Genomic DNA, 16303 nt, shown 5'->3' with positions numbered 1-16303 from the left:
CCCGGGTGCGCGGGGGGTGGTGCCGCCGATACGGTGGCGCCACCCCCGCGGCCGGCGGTCACCAGCCGCGTTCGCGCCATTCGGCCAGGTGCGGCCGCTCGTCGCCGAGCGTGGTGTCCCGGCCGTGGCCGGGGTAGACCCAGGTCTCGTCGGGGAGGGTGTCGAAGAGCTTGGCCTTGACGCCCTCGAAGAGGCTCGAGAAGTGGTCGGGGTTGTCGTGGGTGTTGCCGACGCCGCCCGGGAACAGGCAGTCGCCGGTGAAGACGTGCGGATGGCCGTGCGGGTCGTCGTAGATCAGGACGATGCTGCCGGGGGTGTGGCCCACCAGGTGGCGGGCGGTGAGGGCGACCTGGCCGACGCTGATCGTGTCGCCGTCCTCGACGGGGACGTCGGTGCGCACCGGGATGCCCTCGGCGTCGTGCCGGCCGGCGTAGGTGCGGGCGCCGGTGGCGTCCACCACGGCCTGCAGGGCCTGCCAGTGGTCGCCGTGCCGGTGCGTGGTGACGACGGACGCGAGCCCGTCGCTGCCGGCCACCTCGATCAGCGTGTGCGCGTCGTTGGCCGCGTCGATGAGCAACTGCTCGTCCGTGGCGCGGCAGCGCAGCACGTAGGCGTTGTTGTCCATCGGGCCGACCGCGACCTTGGTGATGATGAGGTCCTTGAGTTCGTGCACGTCGGGCGCGCCGCCCACCCTGACCTCGCCGCTGTACGTCATGGCCTCAGCCTAGTGGTGGCAGCACCGGCAGGGGGACGTCCGGCTGAACGCTCAGCTGCTCGCCGGCGGAACGGCCGGTGACCCAGGCCAGCAGGGCGTGCCGGGTTCCGCTGACCGTCAGCTCGGGCTCCGGTGCGGCACCGATCACCCACTTCTCGCCGCTGTCCGTGTCGTGCAGGCGCACGGCGGCGACGCCCTCGCGGCCGGACAGGTCGTCGACGACGGCGGCGAGCTCACGGATCGAGAAGGGCACGGGGAAGTGCTCGCAGGTGTAGCCGATGCCGAGGTCGACGTGGTGGAAGTAGATCTCCATGAGGCGCACGTAGGGGATCTCGGCGGCGGCGATGACGTGGCCCGAGCGCATGACCACTTGCGACGCCCAGCACTGCGGCGGGGTCTCCTCGATCGCGGTCGCCAGCCGGGCGGTGGAGATGCGCAGGTCGTCCAGTTGCTCGGCGAGCGTGCGGCCGGCGCCGGCCTCGATGTCGCGGTCGCGGCTCTCGCCGCTGGCGTACTGGGCGACCTCCTCGCCGGTGCGGGCCCAGATGAGCAGGTTGACCAGTGAGTCGGCGTTGCGGGACAGGTGGGTCAGGACGTGGCCGCGGGTCCAGCCGGCGAGGCGGGACGGCTCGGCGAGGCTCGCGGGCGGGAGCGCGGACACGGCGTCGATCAGCCGTTCGGTGGCTTGGCGCAGTTCGGCCGCATCGTGCTCGGGGTCGGGTCGTTGGACAGACACGGGACCTCCTGGTCGCACACAGGTGCAGGATGGGTGCACGTGATCCCCGTCCTGCGGAAGACGCTAGCGCGGGACACTCGATCGGGTGAAGGTGCCGCACCAGCTGCGTAAATCGAATGTGCGTGCTATAGGCTCGTTCTCGTCGCAACCGGAAGAAATCCCGTCGGCGCCCCGTTTACGCTTTCTGGGGGGCGTTGCTGCTTGCACCCTGTCTGTTCTATGAAAGGTACGCACTGGCGTGGCCGATCGACTTACCGTCCGTGGCGCTCGCGAGCACAACCTGAAGAACGTCTCGCTCGACCTCCCACGGGACTCGCTCATCGTCTTCACCGGCCTGTCCGGCTCGGGGAAGTCGTCCCTGGCGTTCGACACGATCTTCGCCGAGGGGCAGCGCCGCTACGTGGAGTCGCTCTCCTCCTACGCCCGGCAATTCCTTGGACAGATGGACAAGCCGGACGTCGACTTCATCGAGGGCCTGTCGCCGGCCGTCTCGATCGACCAGAAGTCGACCTCCCGCAACCCGCGCTCGACCGTCGGCACCATCACCGAGGTCTACGACTACCTGCGTCTGCTCTTCGCCCGCATCGGCAAGCCGCACTGCCCCGAGTGCGGCCGCCCGATCTCGCGGCAGTCGCCGCAGGCGATCGTCGACCGGGTGCTGGAGCTGGAGGAGGGCTCCCGGTTCCAGGTGCTCTCCCCGCTCGTCCGTGAGCGCAAGGGCGAGTTCGCCGACCTCTTCGCCGACCTGCAGACCAAGGGCTACAGCCGGGCCCGGGTCGACGGCGCGACGGTCCAGCTGACCGAGCCGCCGAAGCTGAAGAAGCAGGAGAAGCACACCATCGAGGTGGTCGTGGACCGCCTCACCGTCAAGGAGAGCGCCAAGCGCCGGCTGACCGACTCGGTCGAGACCGCGCTCGGGCTGTCCGGCGGCATGGTCATCCTGGACTTCGTCGACCTCCCCGAGGACGACCCGCAGCGCGAGCGGATGTTCTCCGAGCACCTCTACTGCCCCTACGACGACCTGTCCTTCGAGGAGATGGAGCCGCGCTCCTTCTCCTTCAACTCGCCCTTCGGCGCCTGCCCGGACTGCACCGGCATCGGCACCCGCATGGAGGTCGACCCCGAGCTGGTCGTACCCGACGAGGACAAGTCCCTCGACGAGGGCGCCATCGCGCCCTGGTCACTCGGCCACACCCGGGACTACTTCCAGCGCCTGGTCGGCGCGCTCGCCGACGAGCTCGGCTTCCGCACCGACATCCCGTGGGCCGGGCTGCCCCAGCGGGCGAAGAAGGCCCTGCTCAACGGGCACCGGACGCAGATCGAGGTGCGGTACCGCAACCGCTACGGACGGGAGCGCTCCTACACCACCGCCTTCGAAGGGGCGATCCCCTTCGTCCGGCGGCGGCACTCGGAGTCCGAGAGCGACTCCAGCCGTGAGCGCTTCGAGGGCTACATGCGCGAGGTGCCCTGCCCGACCTGCCAGGGCACCCGGCTCAAGCCGATCGTGCTGGCCGTCACGGTCCAGGACAAGTCCATCGCGGACGTCTCCGCGATGTCGATCAGCGACTGCGCGGAGTTCCTGCGCGGGATGAAGCTGAGCGCACGCGAGAAGACCATCGCCGAGCGGGTGCTGAAGGAGGTCAACGAGCGGCTGCGCTTCCTGGTCGACGTCGGCCTGGACTACCTCTCGCTCAACCGTGCCGCGGGCACCCTGTCCGGCGGCGAGGCCCAGCGCATCCGGCTGGCCACGCAGATCGGCTCCGGCCTGGTCGGCGTGCTCTATGTGCTCGACGAGCCGTCCATCGGCCTGCACCAGCGGGACAACCACCGGCTCATCGAGACCCTGGTGCGGCTGCGCGACCTGGGCAACACCCTGATCGTGGTCGAGCACGACGAGGACACCATCAAGACCTCCGACTGGGTGGTCGACATCGGTCCCGGCGCCGGTGAGCACGGCGGCAAGGTGGTGCACAGCGGTTCCCTGAAGGATCTGCTGCGCAACGAGGAGTCGCTGACCGGTCAGTACCTGGCCGGCAAGCGCCAGATTCCGATCCCGCCGATGCGGCGCCCGCTCGAGGGCGGCCGGCAGCTGACGGTGCGCGGCGCCAAGGAGAACAACCTGCGGGACATCGACGTGTCCTTCCCGCTGGGAGTCTTCACCGCGGTCACCGGCGTCTCCGGCTCCGGCAAGTCCACCCTCGTCAACGACATCCTCTACACCCACCTGGCGCGTGAACTGAACGGCGCCAGGGGCGTCCCGGGCCGGCACACCCGGGTCGACGGGGACGACCTGGTCGACAAGGTGGTCCATGTCGACCAGTCGCCGATCGGCCGCACGCCGCGCTCCAACCCGGCGACGTACACCGGTGTCTTCGACCACGTCCGCCGGCTCTTCGCGGAGACCATGGAGGCGAAGGTGCGCGGCTATCTGCCGGGCCGCTTCTCCTTCAACGTCAAGGGCGGCCGCTGCGAGAACTGCTCCGGCGACGGCACCATCAAGATCGAGATGAACTTCCTCCCGGACGTCTACGTCCCGTGCGAGGTCTGCCACGGCGCCCGGTACAACCGGGAGACCCTGGAGGTCCACTACAAGGGCAAGTCCATCGCCGAGGTCCTGGACATGCCGATCTCCGAGGCGCTGGACTTCTTCGAGGCGGTGCCGACCATCGCGCGTCACCTGCGTACCCTCACCGAGGTCGGCCTGGGGTACGTACGCCTCGGCCAGTCGGCCACGACGCTCTCCGGTGGCGAGGCGCAGCGCGTCAAGCTCGCCTCGGAGCTGCAGAAGCGGTCCACCGGCCGCACGGTCTACGTCCTGGACGAGCCGACCACGGGTCTGCACTTCGAGGACATCAGCAAGCTGATCAAGGTGCTGTCCGGTCTGGTCGAGAAGGGCAACACCGTAATCGTCATCGAGCACAACCTCGATGTGATCAAGACCGCGGACTGGGTCATCGACATGGGCCCGGAGGGCGGCAGCGGCGGCGGACTGGTGATCGCGGAAGGCACGCCCGAGCAGGTGGCGGCGGTAGGAGCGAGCCACACCGGCAAGTTCCTGCGGGACATCCTCGGCTCCGAGCGGATCTCCGACGCCCCGCCGGTGCCGGCCGCCCGTAAGCGGACCAGCACCCGGAAGAAGGCCGCGGCCAAGGCCTGACCGTCCGCGCAGAGCTTCGGCACGTAAGGTCGGGTCCAAGGTCGACTTTTCCTCACGTGCCGAAGCGGAGTTCTGCAAATGGCTGACACCACCGGATTCCCTCCCTGCCGCCGGGCTGTCCTGAAGGGCGCGGCCGTTGCCGGGGTCGCGGGGCTGGGCCTCACCGCGTGCGGCGCGGGCTCCGAGGACGGCGCCGACTCCACCGGGCCGACCAGCCCCGTGGATCTCGGCGCGGCCTCTGAGGTGCCCGTCGGCGGCGCCAAGCTGTACACCGCCGCGAAGGTTGTCGTAGCCCAGCCCACCAAGGGCGTCTACAAGGCCTACAGCGCCGTGTGCACGCACCAGGGCTGCGTCTGCGACAAACTGACCGGCACGACCCTCTCCTGCCCCTGTCACGGCAGCGGTTTCAACGCCGCCACCGGCGCGGTCGAGAACGGCCCCGCCTCCCGGCCACTGCCGTCCGTCGGTATTCGGGTCGAGGCGGGCAAGCTGGTGGCGGGTCCGTCCGCCTGAGGCCACGGGAATGTCATCGCCAGTCAGTAGGGTGGGGGCATGGCCGACCCCTCCAGCTACCGCCCCCAACCGGGACAGATCCCGGACTCCCCAGGGGTGTACAAGTTCCGGGACCAGCACGGCCGGGTGATCTACGTCGGGAAGGCGAAGAGCCTGCGCCAGCGGCTCTCCTCCTACTTCCAGGACATCGCGAACCTGCACCAGCGCACCCGCACGATGGTCACCACCGCCGCCTCCGTGGAATGGACGGTGGTGACCACCGAGGTCGAGGCGCTGCAACTGGAGTACTCCTGGATCAAGGAGTTCGACCCCCGCTTCAACGTCAAGTACCGGGACGACAAGAGCTATCCGTCGCTCGCGGTGACCATGAACGAGGAATTCCCCCGCGTCCAGGTCATGCGCGGTCCCAAGCGCAAGGGTGTGCGCTACTTCGGCCCGTACGCGCACGCCTGGGCGATCCGCGAGACCGTGGACCTGCTGCTGCGGGTCTTCCCCGTGCGCACCTGCTCCTCCGGGGTGTTCAAGCGCTCCGCGCAGATCGGCCGCCCCTGCTTGCTCGGTTACATCGGCAAGTGCTCCGCGCCCTGCGTCGGCCGGGTCACCCCCGAGGAGCACCGCGAACTCGCCGAGGAGTTCTGCGACTTCATGGCCGGCCGCACCGGCACGTATCTGCGCCGCCTGGAGCAGCAGATGAAGGACGCGGCCGTGGCGATGGAGTACGAGAAGGCCGCCCGGCTGCGGGACGACATAGAGGCGCTCAGACGCGCCATGGAGAAGAACGCCGTCGTCCTGGCGGATGCGACCGACGCCGATCTGATCGCCGTCGCCGAGGACGAGCTGGAGGCGGCCGTCCAGATCTTCCACGTCCGCGACGGCCGGGTCCGCGGCCAGCGCGGCTGGGTCACCGACCGGGTCGAGGAGATCGGCACCCCCGAGCTCGTCGAGCACGCCCTCCAGCAGCTGTACGGCGAGGAGCGGGGCGACTCGGTGCCCAAGGAGGTGCTGGTCCCCGCCCTGCCCGAGCCGTACGAGCCGGTCCAGCAGTGGCTCAGCGAGCGCCGCGGTTCCCAGGTCAGCCTGCGCGTCCCGCAGCGCGGCGACAAGAAGGACCTGATGGCCACGGTGCAGCGCAACGCCGTGCAGGCGCTCGCGCTGCACAAGACCCGGCGCGCCTCCGACCTGACCACGCGCTCCCGCGCGCTGGAGGAGATCGCCGAGGCGCTCGGCCTGGACACGGCGCCGCTGCGCATCGAGTGCTTCGACATCTCCCACCTCCAGGGGGACGACGTCGTCGCCTCGATGGTGGTCTTCGAGGACGGCCTGGCCCGCAAGAGCGAGTACCGGCGCTTCCAGATCAAGAGCTTCGCCGGGCAGGACGACGTCCGCTCCATGCACGAGGTGGTCTCCCGGCGCTTCCGCCGCTACCTGCTGGAGAAGCAGCGGACCGGCGAGTGGGTCGACGGGAACGGCGACGGCGACGGCGCCGACGCCGCCGGTGCGGCGGACGGCGGCCCGGAGGTCGCGGGCGGCCCCATCGACCCGGATACCGGCAGGCCCCGCAAGTTCGCCTACCCGCCGCAACTGGTCGTCGTCGACGGCGGGGCGCCGCAGGTCGCGGCGGCCCGGCGGGCCCTGGAGGAACTGGGCGTGGAGGAGGTCGCCGTCTGCGGTCTCGCCAAGCGCCTGGAGGAGGTCTGGCTGCCCGGCGAGGACGACCCGGTCATCCTGCCGCGCACCAGCGAGGGCCTCTACCTGCTGCAGCGCGTCCGTGACGAGGCGCACCGCTTCGCCATCGCCTACCAGCGCAGCAAGCGGTCCAAGTCGATGAAGGCCGGTGCCCTGGACTCCGTCCCGGGCCTGGGCGAGAGCCGGCGGCAGGCGCTGCTGAAGCACTTCGGCTCGCTCAAGCGGCTGCGTGCGGCGACCGTCGAGCAGATCTGCGAGGTGCCCGGTGTGGGCCGGCGCACCGCGGAGGCGGTGCTCGTTGCCCTGGCCGGTGCCACCCCGGCCGGGCCGGCGGTGAACACGGCCACCGGAGAGATCATTGAGGAAGAAGAGGGGACGGCCGGTCCGGTGACCGTCTCCGCCGAACGGGGGAAGGGATCATGAACGAGAACGACGGAGGCGGATCACAGGTGACGACGGGCGGAGCGGGAGAGGCCGCGGAGGCGATCCCCGAACTCGTGATCATCTCGGGCATGTCCGGCGCCGGCCGCAGCCACGCCGCCAAGTGCCTGGAGGACCTCGGCTGGTTCGTCGTGGACAACCTGCCGCCGGCCCTCATTCCCACCATGGTGGACCTCGGCGCCCGCTCCCAGGGCAACGTGGCCCGGATCGCCGTCGTCGTGGACGTCCGCGGCCGGCGGTTCTTCGACAACCTGCGCGACTCCCTGGCGGACCTGGAGACCAAGGGCGTCAAGCGCCGCGTGCTCTTCCTGGAGGCCTCCGACGACACGCTGGTGCGCCGCTTCGAGTCCGTCCGCCGTCCCCACCCGCTGCAGGGCGACGGCCGGATCGTGGACGGCATCGCCAAGGAGCGCGAGCTGCTCAGCGAGCTGCGCGGCGATGCGGACCTGGTGATCGACACCTCCAGCCTCAACGTCCACGAACTGCGCGCCAAGATGGACGCCCAGTTCGCCGGCGAGGAGGAGCCGGAGCTGCGGGCCACGGTGATGTCCTTCGGCTTCAAGTACGGGCTCCCCGTCGACGCCGACCTCGTCGCCGACTGCCGCTTCCTGCCCAACCCGCACTGGGTCCCGGAGCTGCGTCCCTTCACCGGGCTCAACGACGAGGTCGCCACCTACGTCTTCAACCAGCCCGGCGCCAAGGAGTTCCTGGACCGGTACGCGGAGTTGCTGCACATCGTCAACGCGGGCTACCGGCGCGAGGGCAAGCGGTACGTGACCATCGCCGTCGGCTGCACCGGCGGCAAGCACCGGAGTGTGGCCATGTCCGAGCGGCTCGCCGCCCGGCTGTCCGCCGACGGAGTGGAGACGGTGGTCGTCCACCGGGACATGGGGCGCGAGTGAGGAAGACGACTCGGCGCTTGCGCCGGTCGGCACAACGCAGCGGCGCGGCGCCGAAGGTCGTGGCGCTCGGGGGCGGCCACGGACTGGCCGCCTCGCTGTCGGCGCTGCGCCGGATCACCCAGGACCTGACCGCCGTCGTCACCGTGGCCGACGACGGCGGCTCCAGCGGCCGCCTCCGGCAGGAGATGGGCGTACTGCCCCCCGGCGACCTGCGCAAGGCGCTCGCGGCGCTGTGCGGTGACGACGACTGGGGCCGGACCTGGTCGCAGGTCATCCAGCACCGCTTCGTCAGCCAGGGCGACCTGCACGGCCACGCGGTGGGCAATCTGCTGATCGTGGCGCTGTGGGAGCACCTCGGCGACCCGGTCGCCGCCCTGGAGTGGGTGGGCCGGCTGCTCGGCGCGCACGGCCGGGTGCTGCCGATGTCGGCCGTGCCGCTGGAGCTCACGGCGACCGTGCGCGGGCACGACCCGGAGAAGCCGGACGAGGTCTCCACCGTGCACGGCCAGGCGACCGTCGCGCTCACCCCCGGTGAGGTGCAGGAGGTCCAGCTGGTCCCGAACGACCCGCCGGCCGTTCCGGAGGCCGTGCAGTCCGTGCTGGACGCCGACTGGGTGGTGTTGGGACCCGGTTCCTGGTTCTCCTCGGTGATACCCCACCTCCTGGTGCCGGATCTGGTGTCCGCGCTGATGGAGACCCGGGCGCGGAAGGTGCTCGCGCTGAACCTCGCCCCGCAGCCGGGAGAGACCGAGGGCTTTTCTCCGCAGCGTCACTTGGAGGTTTTGGCCCGACACGCCCCTAAACTCACCATCGACGTGGTGCTGGCTGACGACGCCGCCGTACCCGACCGCGGAAGCCTGACAGAAGCTGCCGAGCGGTTGTCCGGAACGGTGGAGCTGGCCCGGGTCGCCGCGCCCGACGGGCCGCGGCACGACCCGGAGTTGCTGGCCGCCGCGTTCGACCGGATTTTTCGTATGCATGGAAGGATCGGCCCATGGCGATGACGCCAGCGGTGAAGGACGAGATCTCCCGGCTCCCCGTCACCCGGACCTGCTGCCGCAAGGCCGAGGTCTCGGCGATCCTCAGGTTCGCGGGGGGACTGCACCTGGTCAGCGGTCGCATCGTGATCGAGGCGGAGCTGGACACCGGGATCGCTGCTCGCAGGCTGCGCAAGGACATCCTGGAGATCTTCGGGCACTCCTCCGACCTCGTCGTCATGGCGCCCGGCGGGCTGCGCCGCGGCAGCCGGTTCGTCGTGCGGGTGGTCGCCGGCGGCGACCAGCTGGCCCGTCAGACCGGGCTCGTCGACGGCCGGGGCCGCCCCATCCGCGGACTGCCCCCGCAGGTGGTCTCCGGTGCGACGTGCGACGCCGAAGCGGCGTGGCGAGGGGCCTTCCTGGCCCACGGGTCGCTCACCGAGCCGGGCCGTTCCTCCTCCCTGGAGGTCACCTGCCCCGGCCCCGAGGCGGCCCTCGCGCTGGTCGGCGCCGCCCGCCGGCTGCAGATCGGGGCCAAGGCCCGCGAGGTGCGCAACGTCGATCGCGTGGTCGTCCGTGACGGTGACGCCATCGGCGCGCTGTTGACGCGCCTGGGCGCCCACGAGTCCGTGCTCGCCTGGGAGGAGCGCCGCATGCGGCGCGAGGTGCGCGCCACGGCCAACCGCCTCGCCAACTTCGACGACGCGAACCTGCGCCGCTCCGCCCGCGCGGCGGTCGCGGCGGGCGCCCGTGTCCAGCGCGCCCTGGAGATCCTCGGCGAGGAGGTGCCCGAGCACCTCGCGGCGGCCGGCCGGCTGCGGATGGACCACAAGCAGGCGTCGCTGGAGGAGCTCGGCTCGCTGGCGGAGCCGCCGCTCACCAAGGACGCGGTGGCGGGCCGCATCCGACGGCTGCTGGCGATGGCCGACAAGCGCGCGTCGGACATCGGCATCCCCGGTACGGAGTCCAACCTGACCGAGGAAATGGTCGGCTGACACCGGCCGCGAAGGCGGCGTCGGCCACGCCGGGCCCGGTTACCCGTCCGTAGGGCGGGCACCGGCGGTGCCGATGTCACCGCTGGGTTCCCGCCGGGGTAGGGTCGTCCTTGGTCGGGGACATCCCATACGTCGCAGCCGGAGCGAAATGGCATCCGGCACATCAGCGAGGAGATCGGTTCGTGACGATCCGCGTAGGCATCAACGGCTTTGGTCGCATCGGTCGTAACTTCTTCCGTGCCGCCCTGGAGCAGGGTGCGGACATCGAGATCGTGGCTGTCAACGACCTGGGCGACACCGCCACCACGGCACACCTGCTCAAGTACGACACGATCCTGGGCCGCCTCAAGGCCGAGGTCACCCACACCGCCGACTCCATCACGGTGGACGGCCACACCATCAAGGTGCTGTCGGAGCGCAACCCCTCCGACATCCCGTGGGGCGAGCTGGGCGTCGACATCGTGATCGAGTCCACCGGCATCTTCACCAAGGCCGCGGACGCCAAGAAGCACATCGAGGGTGGTGCCAAGAAGGTCATCATCTCGGCGCCGGCGTCCGACGAGGACATCACGATCGTGATGGGCGTCAACAACGACAAGTACGACCCGGCGAAGCACAACATCATCTCCAACGCCTCCTGCACCACCAACTGTGTGGCGCCGATGGCGAAGGTGCTGGACGAGAACTTCGGCATCGTCAAGGGCATGATGACCACGGTGCACGCGTACACGAACGACCAGCGCATCCTTGACTTCCCGCACAAGGACCTGCGTCGCGCCCGTGCCGCCGCCGAGAACATCATCCCGACCTCGACCGGTGCCGCGAAGGCCACCGCCCTGGTCCTCCCGCAGCTCAAGGGCAAGCTGGACGGCATCGCCATGCGCGTCCCGGTTCCGACCGGCTCCGTGACCGACCTGGTCATCGAGCTCGAGCGCGAGGTCACCAAGGACGAGGTCAACGCCGCCTTCCAGAAGGCCGCCGAGGGCCAGCTCAAGGGCATCCTGGAGTACACCGAGGACCCGATCGTGTCCTCGGACATCGTCAACTGGCCGGCCTCCTGCACCTTCGACTCCTCCCTGACGATGGCTCAGGGCAAGCAGGTCAAGGTCATCGGCTGGTACGACAACGAGTGGGGCTACTCCAACCGCCTCGTCGACCTGACCGTGTTCGTCGGCGGCCAGCTCTGACAAGGGCTCCTCAGCCCGCCATGCCATGAGGACAGGGTCCGAACGACGCAGTGTCGTCCGGGCCCTGTCCCATGACCTTTCCACGACTGCCCCATGACGCGAGCGCCGTGCCGCCACGCCGGCAGGGCCGAGGCAGGAGAGTCCTCACCATGAAGACGATCGACGAACTCATCGACGAGGGGGTCGGCGGCAAGCGCGTTTTCGTCCGCGCCGACCTCAATGTGCCGCTGTCCGGCGACACGATCACCGACGACGGCCGCATCCGCGCCGTCGTGCCGACCCTCACCAAGCTGGTCGGGGCCGGCGCCAAGGTGATCGTCGCCTCCCACCTGGGCCGCCCCAAGGGTGCGCCCGACCCGCAGTTCTCGCTGGCGCCGGTCGCCCGCCGGCTCGGTGAACTCCTCGGTACGCCGGTCGCGTTCGCGACCGACACCGTGGGGGAGAGCGCCCGGGCCGCGGTCGGCGCCCTCGCCGACGGCGGCGTCGCGCTGCTGGAGAACCTGCGCTTCAACGCGGGCGAGACCAGCAAGGACGACGCTGAGCGCGGCGCCTTCGCCGACCGGCTGGCCGAGCTCGCGGAGCTCTACGTCGGCGACGGCTTCGGTGCCGTGCACCGCAAGCACGCCTCCGTCTACGACCTGCCGGCCCGGCTGCCGCACGCCGCGGGCCTGCTGATCGCCACCGAGGTCGGCGTGCTGAAGAAGCTCACCGAGGACGTGGCCCGCCCGTACGCGGTGGTGCTCGGCGGCGCCAAGGTGTCCGACAAGCTGGGCGTGATCGACCACCTGCTGGACCGCGCCGACCGCATCCTGATCGGCGGCGGCATGCTCTTCACGTTCCTCAAGGCCCAGGGCCACGAGGTCGGCAAGAGCCTGGTGCAGGACGACCAGCTCGGGATCGTCGCGGAGTACCTGGAGCGGGCGAAGGCCAAGGGCGTGGAGTTCGTGCTGCCCGTGGACGTCGTCGGCGCCCCGTCCTTCCCCGACCTGAAGAACCCGGTCGCCGGCAACCCCGTGACCGTCCCCGTCGACGCCTTCCCCGGCGACCTGATGGGCCTCGACATCGGTCCGGAGACCCGCAAGCTCTTCGCTTCGAAGCTCGCCGACACGGCCACCGTCTTCTGGAACGGGCCCATGGGCGTCTTCGAGCACCCCGACTACGCCGAGGGCACCCGCGCGGTCGCCCAGGCCCTCCTCGACAGCCCCGCGTTCACCGTCGTCGGCGGCGGCGACTCCGCCGCGGCCGTGCGCATCCTGGGCTTCGACGAGAACGCCTTCGGCCACATCTCGACCGGTGGCGGCGCGAGCCTCGAGTACCTCGAGGGCAAGACGCTCCCCGGCCTCGCCGCACTGGAGGACTGACCGATGACCCCGCGCACGCCGATCATGGCGGGCAACTGGAAGATGAACCTCAACCACCTCGAGGCTCTCGCCCACGTCCAGAAGCTCGCTTTCGCGCTCAACGAGAAGGACTTCGACGCCGTCGAGGTCGTCGTCCTGCCGCCGTTCACCGACCTCAGGGGCGTGCAGACCCTGATCGAGGCGGACAAGCTGAAGATCAAGTACGGTGCGCAGGACCTGTCCGCGCACGAGTCCGGCGCGTACACCGGTGAGGTCTCCGGCTCGATGCTCGCCAAGCTGAAGTGCTCGTACGTGGTCATCGGCCACTCCGAGCGCCGCCAGTACCACGGCGAGAACGAGGAGATCGTCAACGCCAAGGTCAAGGCCGCCCTCCGGCACGACCTGACCCCCATCGTCTGCGTCGGCGAGGGCCTGGACGTCCGCAAGGCCGGCAACCAGGTGTCCTTCACCCTCGCCCAGCTCGACGGTGCCCTGAAGGACATCCCGGCCGAGCAGGCGAAGACCCTGGTCATCGCGTACGAGCCGGTGTGGGCCATCGGCACCGGCGAGGTCGCCACCCCCGAGGACGCCCAGGAGGTCTGCGGGGCGATCCGCGGACGGCTTGCCGAGCTGTACGACCAGGAGCTGGCCGACGCGGTCCGCATCCAGTACGGCGGCTCCGTGAAGAGCGGCAACGTCGCGGCGATCATGGCGCAGCCCGACGTGGACGGCGCCCTGGTGGGCGGCGCGTCGCTCGACGCGGAGGAGTTCGTCAAGATCGTCCGTTTCCGCGACCAGTAACGCGATCACGCGTTCCCACGGGCAGTAGGCTGTCGGGCCCTGCCCGAAGTACTCTGTCGGGGGCCGGAGGGCTGCACGCCAGCCGACCGGCCCCCGCCTCGTCCTAGGTCACCGAGAGAGTTGGTCCAGCTGTGGTCATCGGGTTCTCCATCGCCCTCATCATCTTCAGCCTGCTGCTGTTGCTGCTCGTGCTGATGCACAAGGGCAAGGGCGGCGGCCTGTCCGACATGTTCGGCGGCGGCATGCAGTCGTCCGTCGGCGGTTCCTCGGTGGCCGAGCGCAACCTGGACCGGATCACGGTTGTGGTCGGTCTGCTGTGGTTTGCGTGCATTGTCGCCCTCGGTCTTCTGCTCAAGTTCCAGAAGTGACCGACTCCCGCGTATCCGGGGAGAACTGACGCCTTGTCGCCGACGCGACTTATCATGGAAGCGCGTCTTGGGATACGGTGCCCTCTCCCCGCCGCCGCGGGGTGAACCGGTCTCCGTAAACTGGGCGACCTCGCAGCACGATCACGCAGGGAGTTACGACCGTGGCAAGTGGCAACGCGATCCGTGGCAGTCGGGTCGGGGCGGGGCCGATGGGAGAGGCCGAGCGGGGCGAGTCCGCGCCGCGTCTGCGCATCTCCTTCTGGTGCTCCAACGGGCACGAGACCCAGCCGAGTTTCGCGAGCGACGCACAGATCCCGGACACCTGGGACTGCCCGCGCTGCGGCTTCCCGGCCGGGCAGGACGAGGAGAACCCGCCGGCCCCCCCGCGCACCGAGCCGTACAAGACGCACCTCGCGTATGTGCGGGAGCGCCGCAGCGCGGCCGACGGCGAAGCGATCCTCGCCGAGGCGCTCGCCAAGCTCCGGGGCGAGATCTGAGCGGTTCCCGCTGCACGTCCGGCAGGACATTCACCACGGGCCCGGCCCGCGAACAGGAGATCCTCCTTTCGCGGTCCGGGCCGTCGCGTTCGGTCGACACTGGGTAACGGGACCGTATACTCGCGGTTGTGGCTCTGGTGATCGGCATCGATGCGGGCGGAACGCGGACCCGGGCGTATCTCGCCGACGCGGCTCCCGAGGGGCAGGTTCTCGGCGAGGGCGAGGGCGGACCCGGCAACGCGATGAGCGTCGAGCGGGTGGCGCTCACGCAGCACCTCGCGGACGCGCTCAGGAGCGCGGTCCCGGAGGACCGCAGGGGTGAGGTCACGGCCGTCGTCGGCGGCTTCGCCGGCGCCGCCCTGGACACCGGTCCCGAGGTCGGGCGGCGGCTCGCCGCCTCGTGTCTGCGGGCCGCGCTGGACAGTACGGGGATCGGCGCCCTGGATGTGACCGTCTGCGGCGACATCGAGGTCGCCTTCGCCTCCGCCCCGGGCGTTCCCGCCGACGGCATGGCGCTGGTCGCCGGCACCGGAGCGGTCGCCGCCCGGATCGAGAAGCGCCGCCAGACCCTGCTGGCGGACGGCAACGGCTGGCTCATCGGCGACGAGGGCAGCGGGTTCTGGCTCGGCCGCGAGGTGATGCGCGCCGCGGTGCGCGCCCTGGACGGCCGTGGCCCCTGGACGACGCTCGTGGAGGCCGTCCTGTCCCACTACCTGGACTCCCCGGGCGGCCCGTACCTGGCCCAGGAGCGCCCCAGCGACAACGAGTGCCATGTGCTGCGCAACCGTCTGGTGCCCTATGTCTACGCCGAACCACCGGTCCGGCTCGCCCGGCTGAGCCCGCTGGCCGTGGCCGCCGACCGCGACGGCGACGAGGTGGCCGGCAACCTGCTGGACGACGCCGCCGACGAACTCGCGGCGACCGTCGCCGCCCTGGACCCGCAGGCGGGCGAGCCGCTGGTCGTCACCGGCGGCCTGCTGGGCCCCTCCGGGCCGCTGCTGGGCCGCGTGTCGGCCCGCGCGGAGGAGATGGACCTGCACGTCCTGCCGGTGCGGGACGGCGGTGCGGGCGCTCTGGCGCTGGCCCGCATGCAGGTGCAGGGGGATTGACGTGGACTAGACCTCTCGTCCATCGTGGCCGTGGACATCCAGTGGATCACCGGACTCAGGGGGAACCGGCCATGGCCGACGACGTGACGACGAGTGCTGCCCGGTTCGCCGAGGAGGCCCGTGCAGCCATCGACCGGGTGGTCGAGGCGAACCACGACTCGGTGGCGGCGGCGGCCCGGCTGATCGCCGACTGCGTGGCTGCCGACGGCGTGCTCCAGGCCTTCGGCACCGGGCACTCGCAGGCCACCGCGCTGGAGATCGCGGGCCGGGCCGGGGGACTGATCCCCACCAACCGCATCGCGCTCAACGATCTCGTCCTGCGCGGCGGCGACGACCGCTCGGTGCTCACCGACCCCCTGCTGGAGCGCTCGCCGGGCCTGGCCAAGCGGCTGTACGAGCTGACCGCGCCGCGGCCGGGCGACCTGTTCGTGATCATCTCCAACTCCGGGGTCAACAACTCGATCGTCGACATGGCCCTGCACGTCAAGGCCGAGGGCCACCCCCTGATCGCGCTCACCTCCCTGGAACACACCCGTGCCGTGCCCGCGCTGCACCCCAGCGGCAAGCGGCTGGCCGACCTCGCCGACGCGGTCCTCGACAACGGCGCCCCCTTCGGCGACGCGCTGCTGCCGCTGCCCGGCGGCGGGGCGCTGTGCGGGGTCTCCACCATCACCTCCGCGATGCTCGTCCAGATGACCGTGGCCGAGGCCGTCGGCCTGCTCACGGCGGAGGGGTTCGAGGCGCCGGTGTACGTCTCGGCGAACGTGCCGGGCGGCTTCGAGCGCAATCTCGTCCTGGAGGAGCACTACGGCGAGCGACTGCACCGCGCGGGCGCCTGACCCCGTCCCACCTGTTCCGCCTGTGCCACCTGTTCCGCCT

Annotated in this window: 15 protein-coding genes; 13 read left to right on the top strand and 2 right to left on the bottom strand. The window is 70.6% G+C overall.

The window, feature by feature from the left end:
• Window positions 1-58: 58 nt before the first annotated feature.
• Both ACIP98_RS08965 and ACIP98_RS08960 read right to left on the bottom strand, forming a co-directional pair.
• The gene (locus ACIP98_RS08965) at window positions 59-715 is read right to left on the bottom strand and encodes an MBL fold metallo-hydrolase (protein ID WP_319661172.1); all 657 of its coding nucleotides are present in this window, start codon (window positions 713-715) and stop codon (window positions 59-61) included.
• A 4-nt stretch (window positions 716-719) separates the two neighbouring features.
• On the bottom strand, window positions 720-1451 hold the full coding sequence (locus tag ACIP98_RS08960; protein ID WP_319661173.1) for a maleylpyruvate isomerase family mycothiol-dependent enzyme: 732 nt from the start codon (window positions 1449-1451) through the stop codon (window positions 720-722).
• Window positions 1452-1689: 238 nt separating this feature from the next.
• Here ACIP98_RS08960 and uvrA point away from each other — a divergent pair, with 238 nt between their 5' ends.
• The 13 genes from uvrA (at window position 1690) to ACIP98_RS08895 (ending at window position 16263) form a co-directional block, all read left to right on the top strand.
• Window positions 1690-4608, top strand: a complete 2919-nt coding sequence (gene uvrA, locus ACIP98_RS08955; protein WP_319661174.1) for an excinuclease ABC subunit UvrA — start codon at window positions 1690-1692, stop codon at window positions 4606-4608.
• Window positions 4609-4686: 78 nt separating this feature from the next.
• Window positions 4687-5121: a Rieske (2Fe-2S) protein gene (locus ACIP98_RS08950; protein ID WP_319661175.1), complete on the top strand. Its 435-nt coding sequence runs from the start codon at window positions 4687-4689 to the stop codon at window positions 5119-5121.
• A 39-nt stretch (window positions 5122-5160) separates the two neighbouring features.
• A complete protein-coding gene (uvrC, locus tag ACIP98_RS08945) occupies window positions 5161-7230 on the top strand; it encodes an excinuclease ABC subunit UvrC (RefSeq protein WP_401974568.1) in 2070 nt (689 codons plus the stop codon).
• A complete protein-coding gene (rapZ, locus tag ACIP98_RS08940; protein WP_319661178.1) occupies window positions 7227-8150 on the top strand; it encodes an RNase adapter RapZ in 924 nt (307 codons plus the stop codon). Before uvrC ends, rapZ begins: the two co-directional genes overlap by 4 nt.
• Window positions 8147-9154 (top strand): uridine diphosphate-N-acetylglucosamine-binding protein YvcK, encoded by a 1008-nt coding sequence (gene yvcK, locus ACIP98_RS08935; protein WP_319661179.1) that lies wholly within the window; start codon window positions 8147-8149, stop codon window positions 9152-9154. Before rapZ ends, yvcK begins: the two co-directional genes overlap by 4 nt.
• The gene (gene whiA, locus ACIP98_RS08930; protein WP_319661180.1) at window positions 9145-10122 is read left to right on the top strand and encodes a DNA-binding protein WhiA; all 978 of its coding nucleotides are present in this window, start codon (window positions 9145-9147) and stop codon (window positions 10120-10122) included. Before yvcK ends, whiA begins: the two co-directional genes overlap by 10 nt.
• 182 nt (window positions 10123-10304) lie before the next feature.
• Window positions 10305-11309: a type I glyceraldehyde-3-phosphate dehydrogenase gene (gene gap, locus ACIP98_RS08925; RefSeq protein ID WP_401974565.1), complete on the top strand. Its 1005-nt coding sequence runs from the start codon at window positions 10305-10307 to the stop codon at window positions 11307-11309.
• A gap of 149 nt (window positions 11310-11458) precedes the next feature.
• Window positions 11459-12670 (top strand): phosphoglycerate kinase, encoded by a 1212-nt coding sequence (locus tag ACIP98_RS08920; protein ID WP_401974562.1) that lies wholly within the window; start codon window positions 11459-11461, stop codon window positions 12668-12670.
• Window positions 12671-12673: 3 nt separating this feature from the next.
• Window positions 12674-13450, top strand: coding sequence for a triose-phosphate isomerase (tpiA, locus tag ACIP98_RS08915; protein WP_319661183.1), 777 nt, complete (start codon window positions 12674-12676; stop codon window positions 13448-13450).
• A gap of 131 nt (window positions 13451-13581) precedes the next feature.
• Window positions 13582-13818, top strand: a complete 237-nt coding sequence (gene secG, locus ACIP98_RS08910) for a preprotein translocase subunit SecG (RefSeq protein WP_319661184.1) — start codon at window positions 13582-13584, stop codon at window positions 13816-13818.
• A 161-nt stretch (window positions 13819-13979) separates the two neighbouring features.
• Window positions 13980-14315 carry an RNA polymerase-binding protein RbpA gene (locus tag ACIP98_RS08905; protein ID WP_078862516.1) on the top strand — a complete coding sequence of 112 codons (336 nt, stop codon included), beginning with the start codon at window positions 13980-13982 and terminating at the stop codon, window positions 14313-14315.
• A 128-nt stretch (window positions 14316-14443) separates the two neighbouring features.
• Window positions 14444-15424 carry a BadF/BadG/BcrA/BcrD ATPase family protein gene (locus ACIP98_RS08900; RefSeq protein WP_319661185.1) on the top strand — a complete coding sequence of 327 codons (981 nt, stop codon included), beginning with the start codon at window positions 14444-14446 and terminating at the stop codon, window positions 15422-15424.
• 71 nt (window positions 15425-15495) lie between these two features.
• Window positions 15496-16263, top strand: a complete 768-nt coding sequence (locus ACIP98_RS08895; RefSeq protein WP_319661186.1) for an SIS domain-containing protein — start codon at window positions 15496-15498, stop codon at window positions 16261-16263.
• Window positions 16264-16303 lie beyond the last annotated feature (40 nt).

This window comes from Streptomyces sp. NPDC088354 (assembly GCF_044753585.1).
Lineage (GTDB): Bacteria > Actinomycetota > Actinomycetes > Streptomycetales > Streptomycetaceae > Actinacidiphila.
This window is presented reverse-complemented; position numbering and strand designations above follow the sequence as displayed.

Excerpts from the sequence above, each read along its gene's own strand:
- ACIP98_RS08920 (WP_401974562.1), top strand. The coding sequence starts at position 11,459 with ATGAAGACGATCGACGAACTCATCGACGAGGGGGTCGGCGGCAAGCGC.
- ACIP98_RS08950 (WP_319661175.1), top strand. The coding sequence starts at position 4,687 with ATGGCTGACACCACCGGATTCCCTCCCTGCCGCCGGGCTGTCCTGAAG.
- ACIP98_RS08965 (WP_319661172.1), bottom strand. The coding sequence starts at position 715 with ATGACGTACAGCGGCGAGGTCAGGGTGGGCGGCGCGCCCGACGTGCAC.
- rapZ (WP_319661178.1), top strand. The coding sequence starts at position 7,227 with ATGAACGAGAACGACGGAGGCGGATCACAGGTGACGACGGGCGGAGCG.
- ACIP98_RS08895 (WP_319661186.1), top strand. The coding sequence starts at position 15,496 with ATGGCCGACGACGTGACGACGAGTGCTGCCCGGTTCGCCGAGGAGGCC.
- whiA (WP_319661180.1), top strand. The coding sequence starts at position 9,145 with ATGGCGATGACGCCAGCGGTGAAGGACGAGATCTCCCGGCTCCCCGTC.
- tpiA (WP_319661183.1), top strand. The coding sequence starts at position 12,674 with ATGACCCCGCGCACGCCGATCATGGCGGGCAACTGGAAGATGAACCTC.
- uvrC (WP_401974568.1), top strand. The coding sequence starts at position 5,161 with ATGGCCGACCCCTCCAGCTACCGCCCCCAACCGGGACAGATCCCGGAC.